21 protein-coding genes are annotated in these 23,278 nt (G+C 67.2%); 1 reads left to right on the top strand and 20 read right to left on the bottom strand.

Features of this window, described 5'->3' with window-relative positions; genetic code table 11:
• Positions 1 to 313: 313 nt before the first annotated feature.
• The 3 genes from ACTOXK_RS00685 to mtnA all read right to left on the bottom strand — a co-directional run bounded on the left by ACTOXK_RS00685 (position 314) and on the right by mtnA (position 3,154).
• Positions 314 to 985 (bottom strand): hypothetical protein, encoded by a 672-nt coding sequence (locus tag ACTOXK_RS00685; protein ID WP_482279816.1) that lies wholly within the window; start codon positions 983 to 985, stop codon positions 314 to 316.
• The gene (locus ACTOXK_RS00680) at positions 978 to 1,739 is read right to left on the bottom strand and encodes a ParA family protein (protein ID WP_482279815.1); all 762 of its coding nucleotides are present in this window, start codon (positions 1,737 to 1,739) and stop codon (positions 978 to 980) included. Before ACTOXK_RS00680 ends, ACTOXK_RS00685 begins: the two co-directional genes overlap by 8 nt.
• Before the next feature lie 182 nt (positions 1,740 to 1,921).
• Positions 1,922 to 3,154 (bottom strand): S-methyl-5-thioribose-1-phosphate isomerase, encoded by a 1,233-nt coding sequence (gene mtnA, locus ACTOXK_RS00675; RefSeq protein ID WP_482279814.1) that lies wholly within the window; start codon positions 3,152 to 3,154, stop codon positions 1,922 to 1,924.
• A gap of 167 nt (positions 3,155 to 3,321) precedes the next feature.
• On the opposite strand from mtnA, the gene ACTOXK_RS00670 reads away from it, so the two are divergent.
• Positions 3,322 to 3,480 (top strand): hypothetical protein, encoded by a 159-nt coding sequence (locus ACTOXK_RS00670; protein WP_482279813.1) that lies wholly within the window; start codon positions 3,322 to 3,324, stop codon positions 3,478 to 3,480.
• Between the two features lie 310 nt (positions 3,481 to 3,790).
• On the opposite strand, the gene ppdK is transcribed toward ACTOXK_RS00670, so the two are convergent.
• The 17 genes from ppdK to ftsY form a co-directional block, all read right to left on the bottom strand.
• Positions 3,791 to 6,508, bottom strand: a complete 2,718-nt coding sequence (gene ppdK / locus ACTOXK_RS00665) for a pyruvate, phosphate dikinase (RefSeq protein ID WP_482279812.1) — start codon at positions 6,506 to 6,508, stop codon at positions 3,791 to 3,793.
• A 134-nt stretch (positions 6,509 to 6,642) separates the two neighbouring features.
• Complete coding sequence (locus ACTOXK_RS00660; protein ID WP_482277372.1) at positions 6,643 to 7,539, bottom strand: pyruvate, water dikinase regulatory protein; 897 nt, start codon at positions 7,537 to 7,539, stop codon at positions 6,643 to 6,645.
• A 206-nt stretch (positions 7,540 to 7,745) separates the two neighbouring features.
• A complete protein-coding gene (glyS, locus tag ACTOXK_RS00655; protein WP_482277373.1) occupies positions 7,746 to 9,827 on the bottom strand; it encodes a glycine--tRNA ligase subunit beta in 2,082 nt (693 codons plus the stop codon).
• 1 nt (position 9,828) lies between these two features.
• Positions 9,829 to 10,941: a glycine--tRNA ligase subunit alpha gene (locus ACTOXK_RS00650; RefSeq protein ID WP_482277374.1), complete on the bottom strand. Its 1,113-nt coding sequence runs from the start codon at positions 10,939 to 10,941 to the stop codon at positions 9,829 to 9,831.
• Between the two features lie 103 nt (positions 10,942 to 11,044).
• Complete coding sequence (gene lepB / locus ACTOXK_RS00645) at positions 11,045 to 11,635, bottom strand: signal peptidase I (RefSeq protein WP_482277375.1); 591 nt, start codon at positions 11,633 to 11,635, stop codon at positions 11,045 to 11,047.
• Between the two features lie 128 nt (positions 11,636 to 11,763).
• A complete protein-coding gene (gene trmD, locus ACTOXK_RS00640) occupies positions 11,764 to 12,729 on the bottom strand; it encodes a tRNA (guanosine(37)-N1)-methyltransferase TrmD (protein ID WP_482277376.1) in 966 nt (321 codons plus the stop codon).
• A 39-nt stretch (positions 12,730 to 12,768) separates the two neighbouring features.
• Complete coding sequence (locus tag ACTOXK_RS00635) at positions 12,769 to 13,293, bottom strand: ribosome maturation factor RimM (RefSeq protein WP_482277377.1); 525 nt, start codon at positions 13,291 to 13,293, stop codon at positions 12,769 to 12,771.
• Complete coding sequence (locus tag ACTOXK_RS00630) at positions 13,294 to 13,548, bottom strand: KH domain-containing protein (protein WP_482277378.1); 255 nt, start codon at positions 13,546 to 13,548, stop codon at positions 13,294 to 13,296. It abuts the gene before it with no gap.
• A gap of 3 nt (positions 13,549 to 13,551) precedes the next feature.
• Entirely contained in the window at positions 13,552 to 13,797 is a 246-nt protein-coding gene (gene rpsP / locus ACTOXK_RS00625; protein WP_135971415.1) for a 30S ribosomal protein S16, read from the bottom strand.
• Between the two features lie 190 nt (positions 13,798 to 13,987).
• Positions 13,988 to 14,590, bottom strand: a complete 603-nt coding sequence (locus ACTOXK_RS00620) for an ABC transporter ATP-binding protein (RefSeq protein ID WP_482277379.1) — start codon at positions 14,588 to 14,590, stop codon at positions 13,988 to 13,990.
• Complete coding sequence (locus ACTOXK_RS00615) at positions 14,584 to 15,672, bottom strand: ATP-binding cassette domain-containing protein (protein ID WP_482277380.1); 1,089 nt, start codon at positions 15,670 to 15,672, stop codon at positions 14,584 to 14,586. The genes ACTOXK_RS00620 and ACTOXK_RS00615 overlap by 7 nt, the downstream gene beginning before the upstream one ends.
• 9 nt (positions 15,673 to 15,681) lie before the next feature.
• Positions 15,682 to 16,596, bottom strand: coding sequence for an ABC transporter permease (locus ACTOXK_RS00610; RefSeq protein ID WP_482277381.1), 915 nt, complete (start codon positions 16,594 to 16,596; stop codon positions 15,682 to 15,684).
• A gap of 4 nt (positions 16,597 to 16,600) precedes the next feature.
• Entirely contained in the window at positions 16,601 to 17,635 is a 1,035-nt protein-coding gene (locus tag ACTOXK_RS00605) for an ABC transporter permease (protein WP_482277382.1), read from the bottom strand.
• A gap of 54 nt (positions 17,636 to 17,689) precedes the next feature.
• Positions 17,690 to 19,354 carry an ABC transporter substrate-binding protein gene (locus tag ACTOXK_RS00600; RefSeq protein WP_482277383.1) on the bottom strand — a complete coding sequence of 555 codons (1,665 nt, stop codon included), beginning with the start codon at positions 19,352 to 19,354 and terminating at the stop codon, positions 17,690 to 17,692.
• A gap of 199 nt (positions 19,355 to 19,553) precedes the next feature.
• Positions 19,554 to 20,972: a signal recognition particle protein gene (ffh, locus tag ACTOXK_RS00595; protein WP_482277384.1), complete on the bottom strand. Its 1,419-nt coding sequence runs from the start codon at positions 20,970 to 20,972 to the stop codon at positions 19,554 to 19,556.
• A 9-nt stretch (positions 20,973 to 20,981) separates the two neighbouring features.
• A complete protein-coding gene (locus ACTOXK_RS00590) occupies positions 20,982 to 21,632 on the bottom strand; it encodes a GIY-YIG nuclease family protein (RefSeq protein WP_482277385.1) in 651 nt (216 codons plus the stop codon).
• A 41-nt stretch (positions 21,633 to 21,673) separates the two neighbouring features.
• Entirely contained in the window at positions 21,674 to 23,038 is a 1,365-nt protein-coding gene (gene ftsY / locus ACTOXK_RS00585) for a signal recognition particle-docking protein FtsY (RefSeq protein WP_482277386.1), read from the bottom strand.
• Between the last annotated feature and the right edge of the window lie 240 nt (positions 23,039 to 23,278).

Below are 23,278 nucleotides of genomic sequence, written 5' to 3'. Positions count from 1 at the left end.
CGCTTCACCTCTGCCGCAACACCATCCCTCACTTTCCCGCCTCTCCTCTGGCGTCATGCGCTCCCCATCATCCGCACCCCAACGTTAGTCCCCCCCCGCTTCGCCTCTGCCACAATGCCATCCCTCGCTTTTCCGCACCCTTCCCCGCGTCACGCATTCCCCACCTCCCCCACCCCAGCGTCAGGGCATAAGAAAAGCGCCCCAGAGGGCGCTTGATTGTTGCTCGGCCCCTGAGGGGCCGTCCCAGCTCCTGGAGCCATAAGAGGCGGCGCTGACGAGGGAGGGGTCGCCACCGTGCTTCGCAGCCTTGCGGTCACTTCATGAGCTTGCGGATAAGCTGCTCGTAGGCCATCACGGCGGCCTGGAGCTCGGCCTTGTGGTTGTCCCAGTACTCGTCGAGGGCCTGGCGCATCACCTCGGCGCGGGTGATCTTCATCACCTGGGCCAGCAAATCAGCGTGCTCCCGCTGCTCGGCGGTCATGGGAACGAGCACCTGGGCCGTCATGCGCGCCGACGAATCCGCGGGCTCTTCCACGGGCTCGGGGGCCTTCTTGCGCGGCTTGCGGGTCCGGGGGGTCTTGGGCTTCTCTGCGCCCTTCGACGACCCGCGGCGCCCCGTTCCCGCTGCCGGGGCGACATCCGCCAGGACGGCCACATCCCCAAGCCGGTCGGAGGTATCCGGGGCCATGGCCGCGGCCACGCCATCAACCTGGGACGACGAGGACGAGGCCTGTCCCGAGAGCACTCGCTCGGAAATAGCCGGGGGCGCCTCCCCCAGCGAGGCCTCCGCACGGGGAGCCTCTTCTGCCAGCGAGACCACCTCGTAGGCCACCGACGGGCCCGACTCCACGGGCACAGCAGCGGACGAGGCCGGCGCGGGGGCCGCTTGGGCTTCCCGAGCTTGATCGGCCTCCTGGGCGGCGCCGATGAAGGCGGCCGCGGCCCGAGCGGCGTCCATCTGGGCGCGCAAGTCCTTCTTAGCCATTGACTTCCCCCATGAGCTCGTCGATGAAGAACCGGTAGTCGTAGGCCACCTTGGCCGACGGCGCGTAGTCGAACAGCGACTGCTTGACCGCCTGGGCCTCCTTGATGACCGTGGCCTCGCGGATCCAGGCGCGGAACACCTTGGTGTCCAGCTCGGAGGCCATGGCCTCCGCGTCCTCGTGGATGACCCGCGAGATAGAGGTGCGCGGGTTGTAGCGCGTGAGCAGGATGCCGGCGATCTTCAGGTCGGGGTTGGTGTACTCGCGGATGGCCTCGATGGTGGCCGCCAGATCGGTCACGCCGTCGAGCGAGTAGGCGTCGGCCTGGGCCGGGATGACGACCCAGCTTGCTGCCGTGAGGGCGTTCACCGTAAGGGTGCCCAGGGCCGGGGGTGTGTCCAGGATGGCGTAGTCGTAGTCGTCGGCCACGGCGGCCAGGGCCTTGCGAAGCCGATAGTCCTTCCCGACGCTCGGCATGAGGTCGTCGGCCTTGCCGTTCAGGCGGCTGGCCGGCACCACGGCGTAGCCGTCGATGACCTGGGCCGCCTCGGCGATGGTGGCCTCCCCCGTGAGCACCTCGAGGGATGAGGGCACGCCGGCGCAGGCGGCCTTGAGCGTCGTCGAGAGGTTCATCTGCGGATCCAGGTCGATGTAGAGCACCCGGGCGCCGTCCTGGGTCAGCTTCGCCCCGATGGCCAAGTTGGTCGTGGTCTTCGCCACACCGCCCTTCTGCGAGGCCGCAGCCAATGTAATCATCCCGCTATCCTTCCCTGCTTCCCTTCCCGGGCACCGCAAGAGGGCCCAGTGCTCCTATGGTTGATGAAGCGTACTATAACATATAATGTTGTTAGGAATATAGGGTGTAATGACCTAGGAATTTCGATTTACATAACAACGGCCGCAACCACGGGGCCAACAGAGTTGGAAGCGGGGCTGGCCTAAGCCGAGACAGCCGAAACCGAGGTGAGCGCCCGCTCGCCAAGGGCCGAAGCCAACGCGCTCGGTGCGAAGGCCCCCTCCTCCGTCACGATGGCAGTAATGAGCGAGGCCGGGGTCACATCGAAGGCCGGGTTGTAGAGGGCCACGCCCTCCGGCGGATGCGGGCACACCTCGGCCCCGTCGCGCTCCTCGATGGGAATGGAACTTCCATCGGCCATGGCAACATCCACGGTGCTGACCGGCGCGGCCACGAAGAAGGGCACCCCGAAGTGATGGGCCAGCACGGCCACACCGAGGGTACCGATCTTGTTCGCCGTGTCCCCGTTGGCAGCGATGCGGTCAGCCCCCACCACCACGGCATCGACGCGGCCGGCGGCCATAAGGCTCGCGGCCATGTTGTCGCAGAGGAGCGTCACGGGAACCCCGGCCCGGGCCAGCTCCCAGGCCGTCAAGCGCGCCCCCTGGCCCACGGGCCGCGTCTCGTCGGCCCAGACGCGCTCCACGAGCCCCTCGGCGGCCGCGGCGTACACCACACCGAGGGCCGTGCCGTAGAAGGCCGTGGCGAGGCTGCCGGCATTGCAGTGGGTGAGGATGCGCAGCGGCCGCCCCAGGGTTTGGGCCCGGTCGCGCAACAGGGCCGCGCCCGCGGCCCCGATGCGCCGGTTGGCGGCCTCGTCCTCGACGATGAGAGCCTCTACGAGCCCGTACAGGGTCTCGGACACCTCTTGGGCCGTCTGCCCCCCATCCAGGGCCTCAGAAGCCGTCTGAGCGGCCCTGCGCACGGCCCAGGACAGGTTCACGGCCGTGGGGCGGGCCTGGGCCACCTCGGCGGCCACAGCGGCCAGCGCTTCTCGGAACGGCGCACCGTTCATGGCGGCCGCGGCGGCGTCCCCGGAAGCGCCGGGGCCTTCCGCCGATCGGGCCGAGCCGACCCGCGGGACCGAAGCCATGGCCGCCGCGCCGCCCTCTTCCGCGATGGCCGTTGCCCCGTCGCGCGAACCGGCGAGCTCGAAGGCCGCGAGCATGACCGCAGCCGCCCCCGCCACCCCGATGGCCGGGGCACCGCGCACGGCGAGGGTCTTCACTGCATCCACCACGACCCGCCAATCGGCCGTGCGAATCCACGCAAGCGCGCCGGGCAGGGCCCGCTGGTCGATCATCACGACCCGCGGCTCCCCTTCCTCCCGTTCGACGTAGATGGTCCGAGGCAGGTTATCGAGATGCAACGTCATCGCCGGCTCTTTCTTTTTCATTTTTTGACTGTCAAGTCTTTATTAGTAATTTGTAATACGCTAGTTTGTATTTGTCAACGGTGTAAGTCCCGAAACGTGCTGGCAGTGCCTTCTGATTCTATTGGCTCGTCCAACAAGGCAGGAGGTGATGGCCTATGGAGCTTACCATGTTTATCCTGCAGCTGCTGACCGCTCTCACAGGGTTGGCAACGGCAGCGGTGAAACTCTATACCCAGAGCACCGAGCAGAAACGGCAGGGGTTTGACAAAGAAGCCTCGGGTGAAAGCGCACCCGAGGCTCACAAACCCAACGGCACTGCCCGCTAACGGCCGGGCCTCCGTTGGCACCTATTCTAGCAAGTTCCTTCATTCTGCGCAAGAGAGGAAGGGCCGCGTCGCCAACCGACGACGCGGTCCTCTTCACACAAAGTGAAAAATGAGAGGCGGCCGTCCCGACCAAGGTGTCTACCTATCATATTCTTCATTATAGAACGCCGACCGCCACCGTCAAGACAACCCCGAAAAGAAAGGCGCGGGAGGGCCGAAGCCTTCCCGCGCCTTGGGTGATGCGCGGTTGCACGCTACCGTTGCGAGCACTGGGCGCGAACGCCGCAGCGCCGCAACCGGCGAAAGCGCCCTAGCGCTGCTGGATGGCAGCTTGGGCAGCGGCCAGACGGGCCACCGGCACGCGGTAGGGAGAGCAGCTCACATAGTCCAGACCGATGCGGTTGAACGTGTGGATGGACTCCGGATCGCCGCCGTGCTCGCCGCAGACGCCGCATACGATGTCCGGGTTGCCCTCGTGGCCCAGCTCGACGCCCATCTCCACGAGCTTCGCCACACCGGGATCGATGGTGGCGAAGGGGTTGTAGGGCAGCAGGTGCTCGGCCAGGTACTGCGGCACGAACTCGCCCTCCACGTCGTCGCGGCTGAAGCCGAAGGTGGTCTGGGTGAGGTCGTTGGTGCCGAAGGAGAAGAAGTCGGCCTCAGTGGCGATCTCGTTGGCGGTGACGGCCGCGCGCGGCAGCTCGATCATGGTGCCCACGGGGATGCTCAGCTCAACACCCTCGGCCTCGGCGACCTCGGCGATGGTGGCCTCGGCCACGGCGCGCAGCTTCGCCAGCTCGGGCAGCACCGACACGAGCGGGATCATGATCTCCGGCTTCGGCGCGAAGCCCTCCTTCTGCAGGCGGGCGCAGGCGGTGGCGATGGCGCGCACCTGCATCACGGGCAGGATGGGGTACACGATGCCCAGACGGCAGCCGCGCATGCCCAGCATGGGGTTCTGCTCGGCGAAGCCGTCGATCTTCTCCAGCAGCGCGCGCTTCTCGGCGATGACGTCGGCCGAGGCGCCGGACACCTCCAGCTTGGCGATCTCCACGTCCAGCTCGCGCGGGCTCTCCAGGAACTCGTGCAGCGGCGGGTCCAGCAGGCGCACGATGACCGGCAGGCCGTCCATGGCCTTGAACATGCCGTAGAAGTCGCCCACCTGGGCCTCGTAGAGGTCGGCCACGGCCTTCTCGCGGATGAGCTCGTCGTCGTTCAGGATGAAGGTCTGGATGATCTGCTTGCGGTCGCCCAGGAACATGTGCTCGGTACGGCACAGACCAATGCCCGCCGCGCCGAAGCCGCGGGACAGCTCGGCGTCCTCGGGGTTGTCGGCGTTGGCGCGCACGCCCAGGGTGCGGAACTCGTCGGCCCACTCCAGGATGGTGTCCAAGTCGCCGGTCAACTCGGGAAGCACCAGATCCACCGCACCCAGCACCACGATGCCGGTGGTGCCGTCGATGGAGATCATGTCGCCCTCGCGGATGACGATGTCGGTGCCGGCGATGGCCGCTTCCTTCTTGGCCGCGTCGATCTTCAGGGCCTCCACGCCGCAGACGCAGGGGGCGCCCATGCCGCGGGCGATAACGGCCGCGTGGGACGTCTTGCCGCCATGGGAGGTGAGGATGCCCTCGGCGGCGATCATGCCGGCCAGGTCGTCGGGGTTGGTCTCCCAGCGCACGAGCACGCACTTGCGGCCGGCCTCGGTGGCGGCCACGGCGTCGGCGGCGGAGAACACGGCCTCGCCCACCGCGGCACCCGGGCTCGCGTTCAGGCCGCGGGCCACCACGTCGTAGGTGGCGTCCTTGTCGAACTGCGGGTGCAGCAGCTGGTCGAGCTGGTCGGGGGCCACGCGCATGACGGCCTCCTCCTTGGAGATGAGGCCCTCCTTCTCCATGGCGATGGCGATGCCCAGCGCGGCCGCGGCGGTGCGCTTGCCGGCGCGGGTCTGGAGCATCCAGAGCTTGCCCTGCTCGATGGTGAACTCGATGTCGCACATGTCGCGGAAGTGGTTCTCCAGCACCTCGAAGATCTCCTCCAGCTGGGCGCCGGCCTCTTCCAGGCCCTCCACTTCCTTCAGCTCGGCGATGGGGCTCGTGTTGCGGATGCCGGCCACCACGTCCTCGCCCTGGGCGTTCACCAGGTAGTCGCCGTAGAACTCCTTGGCGCCGTTGGCGGGGTTGCGGGTGAAGGCCACGCCAGTGGCCGAGGTGTTGCCCTTGTTGCCGAACACCATGGACTGCACGTTCACGGCCGTGCCCAGGTCGTCGGCGATCTTGTTGGTGGCGCGATAGAGGACCGCGCGGGGGTTGTTCCAGGAGCCGAACACGGCCTCGATGGCCAGCTGGAGCTGCACCATGGGGTCCTGGGGGAACTGCACGGCGCCGTCGACCACGAGGGTCGGGTAGGCCTCGCCATCGACGTTCTCGGCGAAGATGGCCTTGAACTCGCCCACGAGCTCCTGCAGGTCATCAGCGGTCAGGTCGGTGTCGGAGGCGGCGCCGCGGTCGTTCTTCATGGCCACGATGGCGTTCTCGAACAGGTCGCCGTCCAGGCCCATGACCACGTTGGAGAACATCTGGATGAAGCGGCGGTAGGAGTCCCAGGCGAAGCGCGGGTTCTCGGTCTGCTTGATGAGGCCCTGGATGGAGGCGTCGTTCAGACCCAGGTTCAGCACGGTGTCCATCATGCCCGGCATGGAGAAGGGGGCGCCGGAGCGGACGGAGACGAGCAGCGGATCCTCGGCGTCGCCGAGCTTCTTGCCCATGCGCTCCTCGAGGTCGGCGCGGTACTCGGCGATGGTGTCGAGGGCGCCTTCCGGCCACACGTTGCCGGCGTTGGCGTACTCCATGCAGGTCTGGCAGGTGATGGTGAATCCCGGAGGCACCGGCAGGCCGATGTTGGCCATTTCGGCGAGGTTGGCGCCCTTGCCGCCGAGAATCCACTTCATGTCGGTGTTACCCTCGGTCACGTTGTTCCCGTTGGCGTCCTTGCCGAAGGCGTAGACGCGCTTCACTGCTTCTGTCACCTTACTTCTCCTTAAGCTGTGCGCCGCGCGGCGCGATTGCCGGATAGCCCCATGTGCCAGCCTGGGCCAGCGAGGCGCGCGCCGGCCGGGCTCCGGGAACGGGCCTGGGACGCGCTGCCCCTAGTATAAGGGATTCAGCCGATAATATCCGTCGAGGTCGGATGGCTTCGCTCGTAGTAACGCAAAATCTCTTGAGCGGTCTCCTCCACGGCGCGCCCCTCGGTGTGGATGACGATGCAGCCGAGGCGCCGCATGAGGGCCCGGGAAGCGTCCAGATCGCGGTAGACGTACTCCGGGTCGGCGTAGTCCTTGGTGATGAGCTGCATCTTCCCCGCCGCCTTCTTGATGCGCTTCTGGCGGATGCCGATGAGCACGTCGGGACTGATCATGAGCCCGAACAGCCGCGTGCGATCCACGTCGAAGATCTGGGAGGGCGGCTCGGTGGAGGGGTCCAGGGGCACGTTGGCCACCTTGTAGCCCTGCTGGGACAGGTAGATGGACAGGGGCGTCTTCGAGGAGCGCGACACCCCCAGAAGCACGATGTCGGCCTTGGTGAGGTCCTCGGGCGCCCGGCCGTCGTCGTGGGCGATGGTGAACTCGATGGCGGCGATGCGCCGGAAGTAGTTGTGGTCCACCACGCGCAGGGCCCCGGGCTCGTTCACCGGGTCCATGCCGCTCATCTCGGCGATGGCATCCACGGCGCTCGTCATGACGTCCACGGCCAGGATGTTGGGATGGCGCTCGGTGAAGGCGGCCAACTCGCGGCGGATGCCCGCGTCCACGATGGTGTAGAACACGAGGATGCGGTCGTCGCCCAGGGTCTGCTGGTGGTAGCGCACGTGCTCGGTCAGGTAGTCGTGCACCTCCTGGTAGCTCTTGATCTTCGAGAACACTTCCAGGCGCGGGTTCGTGACGCCGAACTGGGCCGCGGCGGCCCGGGCCACCACCTGGGCGGTCTCGCCGATGGAATCGGAGACCACATGGATGGTGGGCACGCGGGCCGCCCGCTCATCAGGAGTACAGTTGTGCATGGCAACCGCCTTTTCTCTCGCAAAACGCCAAGACTTGGCCGGGAACAGGTCGGGAGGACCACCCGTGCTCGGTCAGTCCTCGCTTTCGTGAAAAGAGGTGGGGAAATTGTACACCTCTTTTCACGAGTCTGCGGAATCTGCGCGCGGGCGATCCTCCCGACCTGTTCCCTCCTTTACCAAGAAAGCAGGGTTATGGTTGCCGAAGGCTACTTCTTGGCCATGGCGCCGAAGTCGGCGACGTGGGCGAAGGCGTTGGCGAAGCGGTTCAGCAGCTTCAGGCGGTTGGCCCGCACCTCCGGGTCGTCGTCCATGACCATGGTGGTCTCGAAGAAGCGGTCCACCGGGGCGCGCAGGGCCGCCAGGGCCGTAAGCGTGTCGGCGAAGCGATCCTCGCGCAGGGCGGCGCCCACGGCCTCCTCGGCGGCGATGACCGCCTCGGACAGGGCGCACTCCACCTCGGACAGCTCGGCCTTCTTGTAGCCGGTACCCAGCTTGGTGTCGCGCAGGTTGTTGGCGCGGGCGAAGGCCGTGGCCAGATCGGCGAACACCTCGGGCTGCTCGGTGCGGGCGGCCTCCAGGGCGCGGGCCCGGGCGGCCAGCACCATGGGCTCCTCGATGCCGCAGGCCAGCACCGCGTCGATGGTGTCGGCCTTCACGCCCGCGTCGCGCAGGGCCACCTTCTCGCGGGTGATGAAGAAGTCGATGATCTCCCGGCGCACCGCGGCGTTGTCGAATTCCAGACCCGCCTCGCGGTAGATGATGAGGGCGGCGTCGATGGCCTCCACCAGATCGATGGGCAGACCCGTCTCCAGGATGGCCAGCACGCCCAGGGCGGCGCGGCGCAGGGCGAAGGGGTCGGACGAACCCGTGGGCGACTGGCCCACGGCGAACAGGCCGCAGATGGTGTCCAGCTTGTCGGCCAGGGCCACCACCTGGCCCACCACGTCGGTGGGGATGGCGTCGCCGGAGAAGCGGGGGCGGTAGTGCTCGGCGATGGCGCGGGCCACGCGCTCAGGCTCGCCGGCGGCGGTGGCGTAGTAGCTGCCCATGACGCCCTGGACGCTCGTGAACTCGATGACCGCGCCTGTGACCAGGTCGGCCTTGGCCAGATAGGCGGCCCGGGCGATGTCGTGCATCTCCTCGCGAGCGATGCCGGCCGCCGCCGTCAGGCGCGCCGACAGCTTCACCACGCGCTCGGTCTTATCGCGCATGGTGCCCAGCGCCTCCTGGAACACCACTTCGTCCAGGCGCTCCACGTAGGCGTCCAGGGGCTGCTTCAGGTCCTCCTCGTAGAAGAACTTCGCGTCGTAGAGGCGGGCCGCCACCACGCGCTCGTTGCCGTCCACGATGGTGGCCTCGCGCTCCGGATCGCCGTTGGAGACGATGATGAACTTGTTCGTCAGCTTGCCGCCGTCGTACAGCGGGAAGTAGCGCTGGTGCATGAGCATGGCGTCCACGATGATCTCCTCGGGCACCTTGAGGAACTCCTCGTCGAAGGTGCCCACCATCACCGTGGGGTACTCGGACAGGTTGATGACCTCGGTCAGGGTCTTGGCCGGCAGCTCGGCAACATAGCCGGTGGCCGCCTCGGCCGCCGCCACGCCCGCGCGGATGCGGGCCTCGCGGGCCTCCTGGGTGGGCACCACGTAAGCGCTCTCCACCACGGACACCAACGCATCGGCGCAGGGCACCGCGTGGGGGCCGGGGGCCAGGAAGCGATGGCCGCGGGTGGTGTTACCGGCGGTGAGCCCGGCGTACTGGACGGGGATCACCTCATCGCCGAGGAGGGCCACCAGCCAGCGCACCGGGCGCGAGAACATCTCGCGGGTGGTGCCCCAGCGGCAGGACTTCGGCCAGCTGATGCCGTCGATGATGCCGCGCAGCACCTCGGGCAAAAGCGCCGCCACGGGCTGGGCGGGCACGCTGCGCACGGCGTACACGTACTCGGTGCCGTTCTCGTCGCGGCGCTCCAGGGCATCCACGTCGAGCCCCTTGCCGCGGGCGAAGCCGATTGCGGCCTTGGTGGGGGCGCCGGCCTCGTCGAAGGCGATCTTGGCGGCCGGGCCGCGGAAGACCTCCTCCAGGGCCTCGGTCTGGTCGGCCACGGCGTCCACGATGGCGATGAGCCGGCGCGGGCTCGTGTAGATGGCCACGTCCCCGTGGGGGATGCGCACGGCGTCCAGGGAGGCCGGCACCAGCTCGGCCAGCTGCTCAGTGGCGCGCTTCAAGTCGAAGGCGGGAATCTCCTCGGTGCCGATCTCGAAGGCGAGGGTCGCGGTATTCGTCATCTTAGGCCTCCTTCTCGGTCGAAGCGTCGTCGGCGATGGTCACGAACTCGAAGGCGCGCTCGGTATGCTCGGCCGCAGCCGCGGCGCCGGGACAGCCGCCGGCCTCTTCCGGATGCATCGGCACCAGGTTCGCCGGCTCTTCCGCGACGGGCTTCGCGAGCGGGTCGGGCACGTCGGCCAGCAGGGCGTCCAAATCGGCGGTGTCCACGTCCATGCCCACCACGTTCTTCATGTAGGAGGCGCAGCAGGCCTTGGCCAGGGTGCGCACGCGCAGGATGTAGGCCATGCGCTCGGTGGCCGAGATGACGCCGCGGGCGTCCAGCAGGTTGAAGGCGTGGCAGCACTTCAGCACCGAGTCGTAGGCCGGCAGCGGCAGGTCGGCCTTCAGGGTGCGCAGGCACTCCACCTCGCGGTCGGCGAACTCCTGGAACAGAAACCCGGTGTCGGCCACCTCGAAGTTGTACTTCGAGTACTCGCGCTCGTTCTCCAGGTACACGTCGCCGTAAGTGAACACCACGCCGTCGTCGCCGCGGGCCCACACGATGTCGAACATGTTGTCAACGCCCTGGACGAACATGGTCAGACGCTCCAGGCCGTAGGCGATCTCCACGGGCACCGGGTCGCACTCGAAGCCGCCCACCTGCTGGAAGTAGGTGAACTGGGTCACCTCCATGCCGTCGATCCAGATCTCCCAGCCCAGGCCCCAGGCGCCGAGCGTGGGGCTCTCCCAGTCGTCTTCCACGAAGCGCACGTCGTGGGCCGCCACATCGATGCCGATGGCCTCAAGACTTCCCAGGTACAGGTCCTGGATATTCTCCGGCGAGGGCTTGATGAGCACCTGGAACTGGTAGTAGAACTGCCCGCGGTTGGGGTTCTCGCCGTAGCGGCCGTCGGTGGGACGGCGGCAGCCCTGCACGTAGCAGGTGCGCCAGGTGTCGGGGCCGAGCGAGCGCAGGGTGGTGGCCGGGGCGTTGGTGCCGGCGCCCACCTCGTTGTCGTAGGGCTGCAGGACCACGCAGCCGGTGCTGGCCCAGTAGCGCTGCAGGTTCATGATGACGTCCTGGAAGGTGGGGGGCAACGTCTCCTCCACGATGCGTGCGGCATCCATTTCCATGGCTCTCCTTCTTCGGTCGGTTCCTACAAAGTCTCCCGCGCAACCCCCAAGGGCGGCGCCTCCACCGCGCCCGGCGCGGCGGCTCCCGCTCGGCCCTCGGGCCCTAGAGCACGCCCACGTCGGTCAGCGGCCAGTAGATGAATATCGCCTTCCCGGTGACCGATCGCTCGGCGATGGCCCCGAAATAGCGGGAATCCTGGGAATTGGTGCGGTTGTCCCCCATCACCCAGAGGGAGCCCTCCGGCACGGTGTAGGGGTAGTCCACCGTGGTGCCGGGCAGAGACGTCAGGGGGAAGGACGGCTCGCCGCGGGTATAGGGCTCATCCTGGAGCACGTCGTCCACGTAGACCCGGCCGTCGCGCAAGTCGACCACCTGGCCGCCCACGGCGATGACCCGCTTGATGAGGATGCGGCCCGCGTGATCGGGGTCGGGATCCTCGAAGGTGACGATGTCGCCGGGGGCCGGGTCGCTGCTGTAGTAGGTGATCTTCTCGGAGAACACCATGTCGCCGGGTTTAATGGTCTCCTCCATGGAGCCCGAGGGAATCTCGTAGGCCTGGAATACGAAGGTGCGCAGGCCCCAGGACAGCACGAGCACCATGGCCACCAGGCCGATGACGCTGAGCAGGGTGCGCAGGATGCCGGCCGACTGGCGCGGGCGCTGCTGATAGGCGGCGTGATCGCTTTCGTACATCGGTGGGCAGCCCCTTCTCTGCGGTGTGAACATACCATGAAAGGCCATGATACCCCTTCGGCCGCCCTTCGCTCTCCGGGTTCGCGAGACAACAGAAATTTCTGGTCAGCGGACGGTGCGCGGCCCTGCTAGGCGAGGGAATCGAGGAAGGTGTGGTCGGCCTTGGTAAGGGCGCCGGCCGCCGCGAAGCGCTCAAGCAGGTCGGGACGGGCGACGGCCGTGCGGGCGAGGCTCTGCTCCCGGCGCCAGCGGGCCACGGCCCCGTGGTTGCCCGACAGCAGCACCGCCGGCACCTCCATGCCGCGGAAATTGGCAGGGCGCGTGTATTGAGGGTATTCCAATAGCCCGCTCGTGAAGGACTCGTCGATGGGGCCCTCCGCTGCCCCCAGCACCCCCGGGATCTTGCGCACCACGGCGTCGATGACCACCATGCTGGCCAGCTCACCGGAGGTGAGCACGTAATCGCCCAGGGAGATCACATGGTCGGCCAGGGTGTAAACGCGCTCGTCGATGCCCTCGTAGTGGCCGCAGATGAACAGCAGGTGCTCCTCGGCGGCCAGCTCGGTGGCGTAGGCGTCGTCGAAGGTGCGCCCCTGCGGCGCCAAGAAGACGATCTTGGGCGCGGATTGTGAGACGCCGGGGGGCGAAGCTACGGGGTACCCTGATTCGCTCAGACAGTCCTCGCTTGGTGAAACAGTCCACTGGACTGTTTCAGTCGCTGCGGAACTCGCTCGGTCAGGGCACCCCGTATCTTCGCCGGGCTCAACCTCGGTTGAAGTCGCTGCGGAACTCGCTTGGCGAGCACCGCCCGAAATCCCTCTGCACTCTTCCACCGTTGAAGCCAGCTTCGCTTCGACGATTTCTTTTCCGAGAATATCCTCCACCGCCTCGAAAATGGGCTCGCACTTCATGACGAGGCCGGCGCCGCCGCCGTAGGGGTCGTCGTCGGTGGTGCGATGGCGGTCGTGGGTCCAATCGCGCAGGTCGTGGGCGCGAAATTCCAGCAGGCCCTTCTCCTGGGCGCGCTTCATCATGGACTCCCCCATGACCGAATCGTACATGTGGGGGAAGGTGGAGAGGGTCTCGATGAGCATGGGCGGTCCTTTGCCGTCGGAAGTGAGCGACCGGGCGCCCTAGAGGTCGAGCAGGCCGTCGGGGCAGGTGAGGCGAATGAGGCGGCGCTCTTCGTCCACCGCGGCGATGAAGGCGTCCACGAGGGGCACCAGGGTCTCGCGGCCGTCGGGACGGGCCACGGTGAGCAGAGGCTGGGTGGCGCGCTCGTCGATGGAGGCCACTTCCCCCACGTAGCCGGCCCGGGCGTCCTCCACGGACCAGCCGGACCAGTCGGGCAGGGCCTCGGCCTCTTCCAGCACCGCCAAATCCACCGCCTCCTCGCGCACGAGGACGCGCCGGCCGGCGAGCATCTCGGCCACGGTGAGGTCGTCCACGCCCTCGAAGAACACGAGGGCCTCGGCCTCCGACAGCGCCTGCACGTCGCGCACCCGGGCGCGACGGGGCGCGTCGATGACTGGCGGCACGAAGGCCACCTCAAGGCCCTCGTACAGCAAAGCGGGAAGGCCCGACGCACCCCGTGCGACGAGCCCTCCATTCAAATTCTTTGGTTTCGCCAGATAGGCGACATCGATCCAGCCGCGCATTTAATCGATGAGCTCCACCTCGACGAGCTTGCCCGTGCGCGAGGCAGCGGCGCGAGCCAGCGTGCGGATGGCCTTGATGACGCGGCCCTGACGGCCGATGACCTTGCCGGCATCGCCCTCGGCGACGCGAATCTCCACGACGATGCCGCCGTCCTCGGCCTCGGTGGCGACAACCTCCAGCGCGTCGGCCTCCTCCACGAGGGGGCGCACGATGGCGTCGACGAGACCGGCGAGATCCTCAGTCAGATCAGCCATGGCTTAGGCGTTCTCGCGGGCGACCTTGATGAGACGCTCCACGGTGTCGGTGGGCTGGGCGCCGTTGGCCAGCCACTGATCCAGCTTCTCCATGTCGAACTTGATGAGGTGCGGATGGCAGCAGGGGTTGTAGCGGCCCACCTCCTCGATGAAGCGGCCGTCGCGCGGGGCGCGGGAATCGGCGACGACGATGCGGTAGTACGGGCGCTTCTTGGCGCCGTGGCGAGCGAGGCGAATCTTGACTGCCATGAAATGGAACTCCTTCTACAACTGATATTTCTCTATACGCAAGCACTGCTCGCACAGTGCGGCGAAAACAGCAATTGCTTATATTACGGCTTCGCGCTCCGTTTGACAAGCGCCCGTCCATGAACTATCCATGGACGGCGAACCCCTGGGGCGCGAAACGGCCCCGAGCGAGGCGGAACCTTCCCCTTTCTCAGGCCAGGGGCACCACCCGGGTGGCGATGCGGGCGGCCAGGGCCGGAGAATGGGACACGAACAGGAGCCCCAGGTCGCGGCCGCGGGCCTCGGCCAGCAGCACCGACCAGATCTGGGCCTGGGTCACGGCATCGAGCATCGTGGACACCTCGTCGGCGATGAGGTAGCGCGGGGACGCGGCCAGAGCCCGGGCGATGCAGAAGCGCTGCAGCTCGCCGCCGGAGAGCTCCCGGGGGTAGCGGGTCAGCCACCGGTCCTGGATGCCCAGCAGGGCGCGCAGGCGCTCCTCTTCCTCAGGCGCGGCCCCGGCCTCGGCCAGGACGGCGGCCATGGTCTGGCGCGGGTCCACGGTCAGCTCGGGATGCTGGCCCACGAGCTGCACGGGACAGCGCCCGCGCCGCGGCAGGGGCGCCCCGTCCACGAGCACCGTGCCCGCGCGGGGCCGCTCGTAGCCGGCCAGGATGCGGGCTAAGGTGGTCTTGCCCGCCCCGGAGGGAGCCGCCAGCTGCACCCGCTCGCCGGGGGCCACGGCCAGGGAGAACCCCTCGTAGAGCAACGGGCCGCTCCCGTAGCCGAAGGAGATGGCGCGGGCCTCTAGCATGGGGCACCCCCTTCTCCGCACTCGTCACCGGGAGCGGGAACGGAAGGGGGCGGGGCGAAGTCGTGCTCGGGCAGGGCGTGCCAGAGCTGGCAACTGAAGGGATGGGCCAGGGTGTCGGGCCCGGCGAAGCTCTCCACGGCGGTCTCCTCCACCACGGTGCCGTCGCGGAACACCGCCACGCGGTCGGCCACGGTAAGGGCCAGCTCGATGTCGTGGGTGATGAGCAGCACGCCCCCGCCCCCGTCGGCGAAGGCCCGCAGGTCGGCCAGGGCGCGCACGGCCAAATCGAGGTCGAGGCCCGGGGTGGGCTCGTCGGCCACGATGAGCTGCGGGCTCTCCATGAGGGCGCAGCACAGGAGCACGCGGCGGGCCATGCCCCCCGACAGCTCGTGGGGAAACAGCCGCGCTACATCCTCGTCCAGGCCGTAGCGGGCGAAGAGCTCGCGGCGGCGCTCGGCGCGCCGGCGCTTGTCGGCCCGGCGGGCGGCCCCGCGGCCCTGGGGCGCCCCCTCCACCTGGCGGCCCACCCGCATGAGGGGGTCCAGGCTTGCCACGGACTGGGGCACGAGCGCGATGCGGGAGCCCCGCACGGCGGCCAGGGAGGCCGCGTCCATGGGTTCTCCGTCGAACCAGATGCGGCCGCGCACGAGGGCGTTGGGCTCGAACAGCCCGAGCACGGCATCGGCCAGCAGGGTCTTGCCCGAGCCCGAGGCCCCCACGACGGCCAGGATCTCCCCCTCGTGGACCGACAGGCTCAGGGAGTGGATCACCTCCACCTCACGCTGGGGCGCCTCCAGATAGCGGCGCCATGCCGAGGGACGGCGCTGCGCTCGCTTCGCCTCCCTTCCCCCCTTCTCTCCTCCTGACTTCTTCCCTTTCCCTGGGCCCGTTTCCTTCTGCCCCTTCACAGCCTTCTTCCCCTGCCCCGCTTCCACGGCCTCCTCGTCGTACATGCGGAAGGCCACGGTGAGGTCCTCTACCGTGAGCAGGTGGTGGCCGTGGGCGTGACGGGAGGCGGCCCCGTGGGAATGGTGGTGGTGCACCGCCTGGGTGCCGTGATCGAGAGTCTCGTGAGCTTCCATAACCTTCCCCTATTCCTGGGCGCTCGCCGGATCGACGAGCCGGCGCAGGCCCGCGCCCACGCTATCGAACAACAGGACGCAGGCCACCAGGGCCGCGCCGGGAAACACCGCGAGCCACCACATCCCCGCCGAGAGGTAGCCCATGGCCTCGGAGAGGATGATGCCGATGGCAGGCATCTCCGGGGGCAGGCCGAAGCCGAGGAAGGTGATGGCGGCCTCGTGGAGGATGGCGTGAGGGAACAGGAGCACGAGCCCCACGGCGAACTGGGGCAGCACGTAGGGCACCATGTGCCGCAGGGCGATGGAGACCGGGCTCGCGCCGAGACGGGCGGCCACGGCCACGAAGCCGGAGGCGCGGCACTGGAGGATCTCGGCCCGCAGGACGCGGGCGAGGCTCGGCCAATGGGTCAGGGCCACGCCGATGGTGACGCCCCAGAAGCCCTTGCCCAGAGCATAGGAGATGAGGATGAGCAGCACGATGTGGGGAATGCCCATCATGAGGTCGGTCAGCCAGCTCACCGCGCCGTCGGCCCAGCGGGGCCCGAGGGCCGCCGCCGATGCCAGGGCCAGGGCGATGAGGGAGGAGGCCACGGCCGCGCCGAGCCCCACGAGGATGCTCGTGGACAGGCCCGCGAGCGTGCGCAGGAACATGTCGCGGCCCATCCAGTCGGTGCCGAAGGGGTGGGCCCAGCAGGGCGCGAGGTTCTTGGCGGCGAAATCGGTGGCCTGGGCGGCCGGGCCCAGCAGTGCCCCGGCGATCACCACCAGGGCCAGGGCCGCGGCGGCCCCCAGGGCGAGCCCGGCGGCACGGCGGCGGTTCGGCAGGCGCCGGACGCGGGGAGCCGACAGCACCGGGGCCGGGGCGGCCTCGGGCGCGCCGTCGTGCGCAACGGCACCGCGCGGGGCGGCAGCGTTATCGGCCATGACTCTACCCCCTCTCCGTGTTTCGGCCGTCGTTTTCCACGCTTCGGGCGTCGGGCCGCACCGGCCGCATGCGAGGGTCCACAAGGCCGTAGACGAGGTTCGCGGCCAGATTCCCCGCGAACACGAGGGCCGCCGATACCAAGGCGATGCCGGCCAGCAGGGCCACATCCCCGCCGAGCCCGGCCGTGACGGCGGCCTGACCGAGGCCGGGGTAGCTGAACACCTCTTCCACGAGCACCGAGCCGCCGAAGATCTCGGCCACCTGGGCGCACTGGAGGGTGATGGCCGGCAGGGCGAGATTGCGCAGGCCGTGACGCACCATGACCTGGCCGCGGCCCTCCCCCCGGGCCCGGGCGAACCGCGCGAAGTCACTGCCCATGACCTCGATGGCCTTGGCCCGGGTATGCAGGGCCACGTTGGCCACCCCCACCACCGACAGGGTGATGGCCGGCAGGGCCATGTGGTGCAGGGCGTCGGCGAAGGTGACCTCAGAGGCGGCCACGCCCGCGGGCACCGAGAAGCCCAAAGGGAACCAGCCGAGCCACACCGAGAACACCATGAGCAGCAAAAGGCCCACCCAGAAGGTGGGCGAGGCGGCCAGCACGAAGCAGTAGGCCCGCACGGCCCGATCCACCAGGCGCCCCTCGTTCAAGGCTGCCGCTATACCCAGGGCGAAGCCGAGACCGCCGGAAACGACCCAGGCCACTCCCATGAGGGCCAGGGAATTGGCGGCGCGGGAGGCGATGACCTCGGCCACGGGGGCGTTGTAGCGCAGCGATATGCCCATGTCCCCTTGCAGCAGGGCGCCGGCCCAGGCGAGGAACCGCTCGGTCACGGGTACATCGGAGCCCCAGTAGGCCGCCAGGGCCGCCCGCTTCTCCTCGCTCATGCCGAGCAGGGCCGCCTGGCCCACGTTGGCCTGGAGGGGATCGACCGGCGACAGGCTCACGAGGGCGAAGGTGACCACGGCCACGGCCGCCATGAGCAGCGCGAACCGCCCGATCTGTCCCCCAATGAACCTGATGACATTATATGACATAATAGTTATAGCGCCTTTCCGTGGACATGGAGAAGTCAGCGGGGCCATCGTCTCCTACTGCCACGACCAGCGATCGACGTTGTTGACCAGGCTCCACCCGTGGCCGTGGGGATGGGGCTTCTGCTCGGCCACGGCCAGGCCCTCCCGCTCGAAATAGAGGTGGTCCACGTTGGCGAGCCATACCCAGGTGGCCGCCCCCTCCGGCGCCACCCCGGTCTGGGTGGCATCGTCCCATTGGGCCGCCTGGTAGAGGGGGTAGGATTCCTCCACGGTGCGGGCCGCCTGGGCCGCTTCCAGATGGGCATCCACCGCGGCGTCGCCGTACTGGGCGTAGTTGCCCCAGCCGGAGGAATGGGTCAGCTCGAAGAGCTCCACCGGGGCATTGGAGCCCCAGCCCCACAGCACCGGATCGGCGTACTGGCGCAGGTAGATGTCGTCCCAGCTGGCCCCCTTGGGGGTCACGGCGATACCGAGGGCCGCGCACTGGTCGGCGAAGTCGTAGGCCAGGGCCTGGCGGGTGGAATCGCCGGCCGCGTAGTACAGGTCGAAGGCGCAGGGCACCCCGTCGCGGGAGCGCATGCCGTCGTCGCCCCGCTGCCAGCGGGCCTCGTCCAGCAAGCGCTCGGCGGCCGCAGCGTCGGTTTCCACACCCATGGCCGCACTCGACCAGGGCATGCCGTCGGCCACGGAATAAGCCGGCCGGCCGAAGCCGGCGAGCACCCGCTCGATCATGGCCTCGCGGTCGATGCCGTAGTTGAGCGCCCGGCGCACGGCGATATCGCAGGTCACATCGTTGCCTCCTTCATAGACCATATCGCCGTCCACCGCCACGTCGGTACCGGCCGGATTGCAGGGCAGCGATATGCCGCGGGAGTCCACCGAGGCGCAGTTCAGCAGCGTGTAGCCCGCCGGCACCGCCCCGGCCAGGGAGGCAGAGGTGTAGGCCACGTCCGCCAGACCCGAGCTTGCCGCGGCCAAGGAGGCGTCCTCCTCCATGAACAGCACCACCACGCGGTCCATGAGCGGTTTCTCGCCGTAGTAGTCGGGATTCGCCCGCAGGATGACCTGCTGGCCGCGATCCCACTGCTCGAGCACATAGCGTCCGCTGCCGATGGGGTTCGCGCCGTAGTCGGACCCGTAGGCGTGGGCCGGCACGATGCCCACCACGGCCAGGGTGTACAGCAGCGCGTTGTTGGGCCGCTTCATGGCAATCTCGCAGGTGGTGGCATCCAGGGCCCGGGCCTCGGCCACCATGGACAGGTCTGCCTCGGCCGCCGCTCCCTGGGCGATGCCGTTGATGGTGAAGGCCACGTCCTCGGCCGTCAGCGGCACGCCGTCGCTGAAGACCGCGCCCTCGCGAATGGTGAAGGTCCAGGTGAGGCCGTCCTCAGAGCAGTCGTAGTCCACGGCCAGGTCGTTCACGAAGTTCAGATCGTTGTCGGTGGTGATGAGGGTCGACTGGATGAGGGGCTCGTGCACATGCTCGCCGGCCCCCCAGCCCATGAGCGGATCGAACCCCGCCGCCGGCTCCGAGGAGGGCGTCATGGTCACGATTACCTGAGATTCCCCGTTCGGCCCCGTGCCCGACGGGCTCGCCCCCGCACTGGCAGCCGCTGGCGCGCCGCCTCCCCCGCCACAGGCGGAAAGAATACCGCCCCACGCAACCGCTCCGGCTGCCGCCGCGGCACCCTTCATGAAGCTCCTCCGGGTAAAACCCATGTCGTCTCCTCTCGGCGCGTTCCGCTGCCGCGTCGCCCCAGGCGACCGCGCAGCACACCGCCTCCCTGCGGTGTTACGAATTCTCGATTGGTAATATACCAGAGAATTTCCCGGCGGTGTTACGAATTTCCCATTCGTATGCCGAATGGCCGATGCAAGGGGAGCATCGAAAGCTCAGGGGTTAACCCGTGCAGGCAGCCTACTGTCCCATCATGTCCTGGATCTTCTTCAGGTCCTTCATGGACATGCCGCCCATGCCGGGAATGCCCAGGCCGCGGCGGCGCTTGCCCTTCCCCTTCTTCCCCTTCTTGCCGCGGGCGGCCCCCATATCCATGCCGGCAGTGGCCTGCTTCACCATCTTCTTGGTCTCGTTGAACTTCTTCATCATCTGGTTCACGGCCGTCACGCTGACGCCGGCGCCCTTGGCGATGCGGGCACGGCGGCTGCCGTTGAGCAGCTCGGGATGGATGCGCTCCTCGCGGGTCATGGAGTTGATGATGACCTCCATGGCATCGAGCGCCCCTTCGTCCACCTGGCCGGAAGCCAGGGCCTTGTCGCCGCCGGGCAGGGCGCTCACGAGCTTCTGCACGCCGCCCATCTTGCGCATCTGGGCGTTCATCATCACGAAGTCGTCCAGGGTGATGTGGCCGCGCATCATGCGCTCGGCTTCCAGCTCCTCTTCCTCGGCCTGCTGCACGCGCACGGCGTTCTCGATGAGGGACACCACGTCGCCCATGCCGAGGATGCGTTTGGCCATGCGGTCGGGATGGAACACCTCCAGGGAGTCGGGCTTCTCGCCCGAGGAGATGAACTTGATGGGCTTGCCGGTCACCTCGCGCACGGACAGGGCGCCACCGCCGCGGGCGTCGCCGTCCATCTTCGACATGATGACGCCGTCGAAGTCCACGGCGCTGGCGAAGGCCTCCACGACGTTCACCACATCCTGGCCAGTCATGGCGTCCACCACCATGAGAATCTGGTCGGGGCGCGTAGCCTCCTTGATGGCCTGGGCCTCGGCCATCATGTCCTCGTCTACGTGCAGACGGCCGGCCGTGTCGATGATGACCACGTCGCGCAGATTGTCGATGGCGTCCTGGATGCCCTCCTTGGCGATGGCCACGGGATCCTTGCCGTCGCCGCGGTACACGCGCACGCCGATCTCGTCGCCCAGGGTCTGGAGCTGGTCGGCGGCGGCAGGGCGGTACACGTCGCCGGCGATGAGCAGCGGGGAATGGTTCTCCTGCTTCAGGCGGTAGGCCAGCTTGGCCGCGGCCGTGGTCTTGCCGGAGCCCTGCAGGCCCACGAGCATGATGACGTTGGGAATGCGGCTGCCCAGCACGAGCCGCGAATCGGTGCGGCCCAACAGCTCGGTCAGCTCGTCCAGCACGATCTTCACGACGTTCTGGGCCGGCGTGAGCGAGTCGAGCACCTCGGCGGCCAGGCAGCGCTCCTTGGTGCGGGCCACGAAGGCCTTCACCACCTTGAAGTTCACGTCGGCCTCCAGAAGAGCCAGGCGAATCTCGCGCATGGCGGCGTTGATGTCGTCCTCAGTCAAACGGCCCTTCGACCGCAGGCCGGAGAAGATGCCCTGAAGGCGTTCGGAGAGATTCTCGAGCATAAGTACTCCTTAACTAAGATCCCTAAGCTTCACTTTCTCGGACATATAAGGGGTTACCCTGTTAGACCAATCCACCGATCCGCCGCTAAGCCTATTGGCCAGATATTCTCCTTCAACCACCTCGACCAACTGGCTTTCAATTTTCAGGATTGAATCCTCCGTTGCACTCAGAGGTAAGACAAATATCTGGGTTGTATCCAAAGCCTTAAACGAGTCAATAGATAGTTTTGACTTCCTCCAATCGAAAAATATCAATCTATCAAACTCAACATTATTAGACCAATGTTTTTTTATTCTCTCGAGAAAATTTTTATATGTTTTTCCAATATATAATTGTTTATATTTACCCAAAACAAGTAGATATATACCACGTCTATCAAATTCTAGAGTAAGGTCTGTCACTTCCTCAAACCCAGGAAACATTGTCAATATCTTTTCCAGCTGACGTTCGAATAACGCTCGATCAAGTTGATCGTAGAAATGCATATTTATGTCGAAATTTGCAAGATTCAGCTGCTCTCGTTCGGCAATTTCTTCTTGACTCCAATTACCTTTAAATTTAAAAGCATACTCTCCATTTTTCTTCTTATACATATAATTATCTCGCGATAGAGTAAGTTCATTAGCACTTTTCTTTAAGTTACATCCAAAATGTATCATGATCAATCCTCGAATTTAGAAGACAACGCTACTGCAATCAATTAAAACCAACGTTTCCAGAAACCTTTCTTTTCTGATTCGGCCGCTTCGGCAGCAACTTCGGCGTTGCGGTCGAGGTCGGCCAGCTCGGCGGCTTCAAGGCCCGCAGGTGTGTCCTCCTCGGCCTCGACCACGATGGTCTCGTGGGTGCGGTGACCCAGCGCCGCGTCCAGCAGGTCGGCGTCGGCGGGCTCCGCCAGAGCCTCCTCGGCCGCCTCGGCAAAGGCCTCCTCCACATCGCCCTGCGCATCCAGCACGGGCTCGTCCGCAGCCAGGGCGGCTTCCGCGAGCTCAGCCTCCTCCGCGAGCTCGGGCTCGGCCCCAGCCTCTTGCGCAGCCTCGGATTCAGCGGCAACCGGCGCGCCCTCCAGCACGTCGCGGCGGCGCTCGCCGGCGGTCACGGCGGCCTCCTTGGCGTTCTCGCCGCGCAGGCCGTCCTCATCGGCGTCGAAGCGCTCGTCGAAGGTGCCCACTAAGGCCGCGGCGAACTCATGGGCGTTAAAGTCGCGCAGGTCGTCGATGCCCTCGCCCACGCCGATCTTCAGAATAGGCAGGTCCAAGTCGTGGCTCACGGCCAGGGCGATGCCTCCCTTGGCGGTGCCGTCGAGCTTCGTGACTACCAGGCCGTCCAGATCGAGGGCGCGGTCGAACTCCCGGGCCTGGGTGAGGCCGTTCTGCCCCGTGGTGGCGTCGATGACGAGCACCGTGTGCACCGGCAGCTTCGAGCGCTTCCGCACCACGTTCACCACTTTCTCCAGCTCGCGCATGAGGTCGGCAGAGGTGTGCAGGCGCCCGGCCGTGTCGATGAGCACCAGATCGGCGCCTGTGGCCTCGGCCCGCTCCAGGGTGTCGTAGCACACGCTGGCAGGGTCCGCCCCGCGCTCCCGGGTGACCATCTCCACCCCGGTCCGGCGGGCCCACACCTCCAGCTGCTCGATGGCAGCGGCGCGGAAGGTGTCGGCCGAGCCCAGGATGACCGCGCGGCCCTCGTCGGTGGCGGCCTTGGCCAGCTTGCCCACGGTGGTGGTCTTGCCCGTGCCGTTGATGCCCACGAACAGCACCACGGCCGGGCCACCGCCGAGGATGTCGGCGCCGCCCTCGGTGAAGGTGGCGGCAATCTCATCGTTCAGCAGGTCGAGCACCGCGTAGGCGTCGGGCAGGGCCCGGCGGGTGGCCTGATCGCGCAGGCGCTCCACGATGTCGGCCGCCGCAGCACCGCCCACGTCCGACAGGATGAGCGTCTCCTCCAGGCCGTCCCAGAACTCCTCGTCCAGATCGGGACCGCGGTCGAGCAGGACGTTCATCGACTCCTTGAATTTATGACGCGAGCGGCTCAAGCCATCGCTGATACGATCGAACAAGCCCATGGGGCACTCCTTCACGCTCTGGATGCCGTTGAAATCACAATTCCCTATAGTGTACGCCATCGGGCCCGTCCCCCGGCGCGGCTGCGGTCCTTCCCCCTATTTTGGTCACAAACCCGAGTCCTGCGCCCGCCATTCCAACGGGCCGCCAACGGATCATCAAAGGGCCGTTATCAGCCACACACCCGCCGTCTCTTCGCAGCCCATCAAACTCTATGATTTCACTAGGTTATTTCACCATCC

This window comes from Adlercreutzia sp., assembly GCF_056795635.1.
Note: the sequence above shows the minus strand (reverse complement) of the source record. Positions and strands in the feature narration are given on the sequence as shown.

Excerpts from the sequence above, each read along its gene's own strand:
- ACTOXK_RS00685 (WP_482279816.1), bottom strand. The coding sequence starts at position 985 with ATGGCTAAGAAGGACTTGCGCGCCCAGATGGACGCCGCTCGGGCCGCG.
- ACTOXK_RS00680 (WP_482279815.1), bottom strand. The coding sequence starts at position 1,739 with ATGATTACATTGGCTGCGGCCTCGCAGAAGGGCGGTGTGGCGAAGACC.
- mtnA (WP_482279814.1), bottom strand. The coding sequence starts at position 3,154 with ATGACGTTGCATCTCGATAACCTGCCTCGGACCATCTACGTCGAACGG.
- ACTOXK_RS00670 (WP_482279813.1), top strand. The coding sequence starts at position 3,322 with ATGTTTATCCTGCAGCTGCTGACCGCTCTCACAGGGTTGGCAACGGCA.
- ACTOXK_RS00660 (WP_482277372.1), bottom strand. The coding sequence starts at position 7,539 with ATGCACAACTGTACTCCTGATGAGCGGGCGGCCCGCGTGCCCACCATC.
- glyS (WP_482277373.1), bottom strand. The coding sequence starts at position 9,827 with ATGACGAATACCGCGACCCTCGCCTTCGAGATCGGCACCGAGGAGATT.
- ACTOXK_RS00650 (WP_482277374.1), bottom strand. The coding sequence starts at position 10,941 with ATGGAAATGGATGCCGCACGCATCGTGGAGGAGACGTTGCCCCCCACC.
- lepB (WP_482277375.1), bottom strand. The coding sequence starts at position 11,635 with ATGTACGAAAGCGATCACGCCGCCTATCAGCAGCGCCCGCGCCAGTCG.
- trmD (WP_482277376.1), bottom strand. The coding sequence starts at position 12,729 with ATGCTCATCGAGACCCTCTCCACCTTCCCCCACATGTACGATTCGGTC.
- ACTOXK_RS00635 (WP_482277377.1), bottom strand. The coding sequence starts at position 13,293 with ATGCGCGGCTGGATCGATGTCGCCTATCTGGCGAAACCAAAGAATTTG.
- ACTOXK_RS00630 (WP_482277378.1), bottom strand. The coding sequence starts at position 13,548 with ATGGCTGATCTGACTGAGGATCTCGCCGGTCTCGTCGACGCCATCGTG.
- rpsP (WP_135971415.1), bottom strand. The coding sequence starts at position 13,797 with ATGGCAGTCAAGATTCGCCTCGCTCGCCACGGCGCCAAGAAGCGCCCG.
- ACTOXK_RS00620 (WP_482277379.1), bottom strand. The coding sequence starts at position 14,590 with ATGCTAGAGGCCCGCGCCATCTCCTTCGGCTACGGGAGCGGCCCGTTG.
- ACTOXK_RS00615 (WP_482277380.1), bottom strand. The coding sequence starts at position 15,672 with ATGGAAGCTCACGAGACTCTCGATCACGGCACCCAGGCGGTGCACCAC.
- ACTOXK_RS00610 (WP_482277381.1), bottom strand. The coding sequence starts at position 16,596 with ATGGCCGATAACGCTGCCGCCCCGCGCGGTGCCGTTGCGCACGACGGC.
- ACTOXK_RS00605 (WP_482277382.1), bottom strand. The coding sequence starts at position 17,635 with ATGTCATATAATGTCATCAGGTTCATTGGGGGACAGATCGGGCGGTTC.
- ACTOXK_RS00600 (WP_482277383.1), bottom strand. The coding sequence starts at position 19,354 with ATGGGTTTTACCCGGAGGAGCTTCATGAAGGGTGCCGCGGCGGCAGCC.
- ffh (WP_482277384.1), bottom strand. The coding sequence starts at position 20,972 with ATGCTCGAGAATCTCTCCGAACGCCTTCAGGGCATCTTCTCCGGCCTG.
- ACTOXK_RS00590 (WP_482277385.1), bottom strand. The coding sequence starts at position 21,632 with ATGATACATTTTGGATGTAACTTAAAGAAAAGTGCTAATGAACTTACT.
- ftsY (WP_482277386.1), bottom strand. The coding sequence starts at position 23,038 with ATGGGCTTGTTCGATCGTATCAGCGATGGCTTGAGCCGCTCGCGTCAT.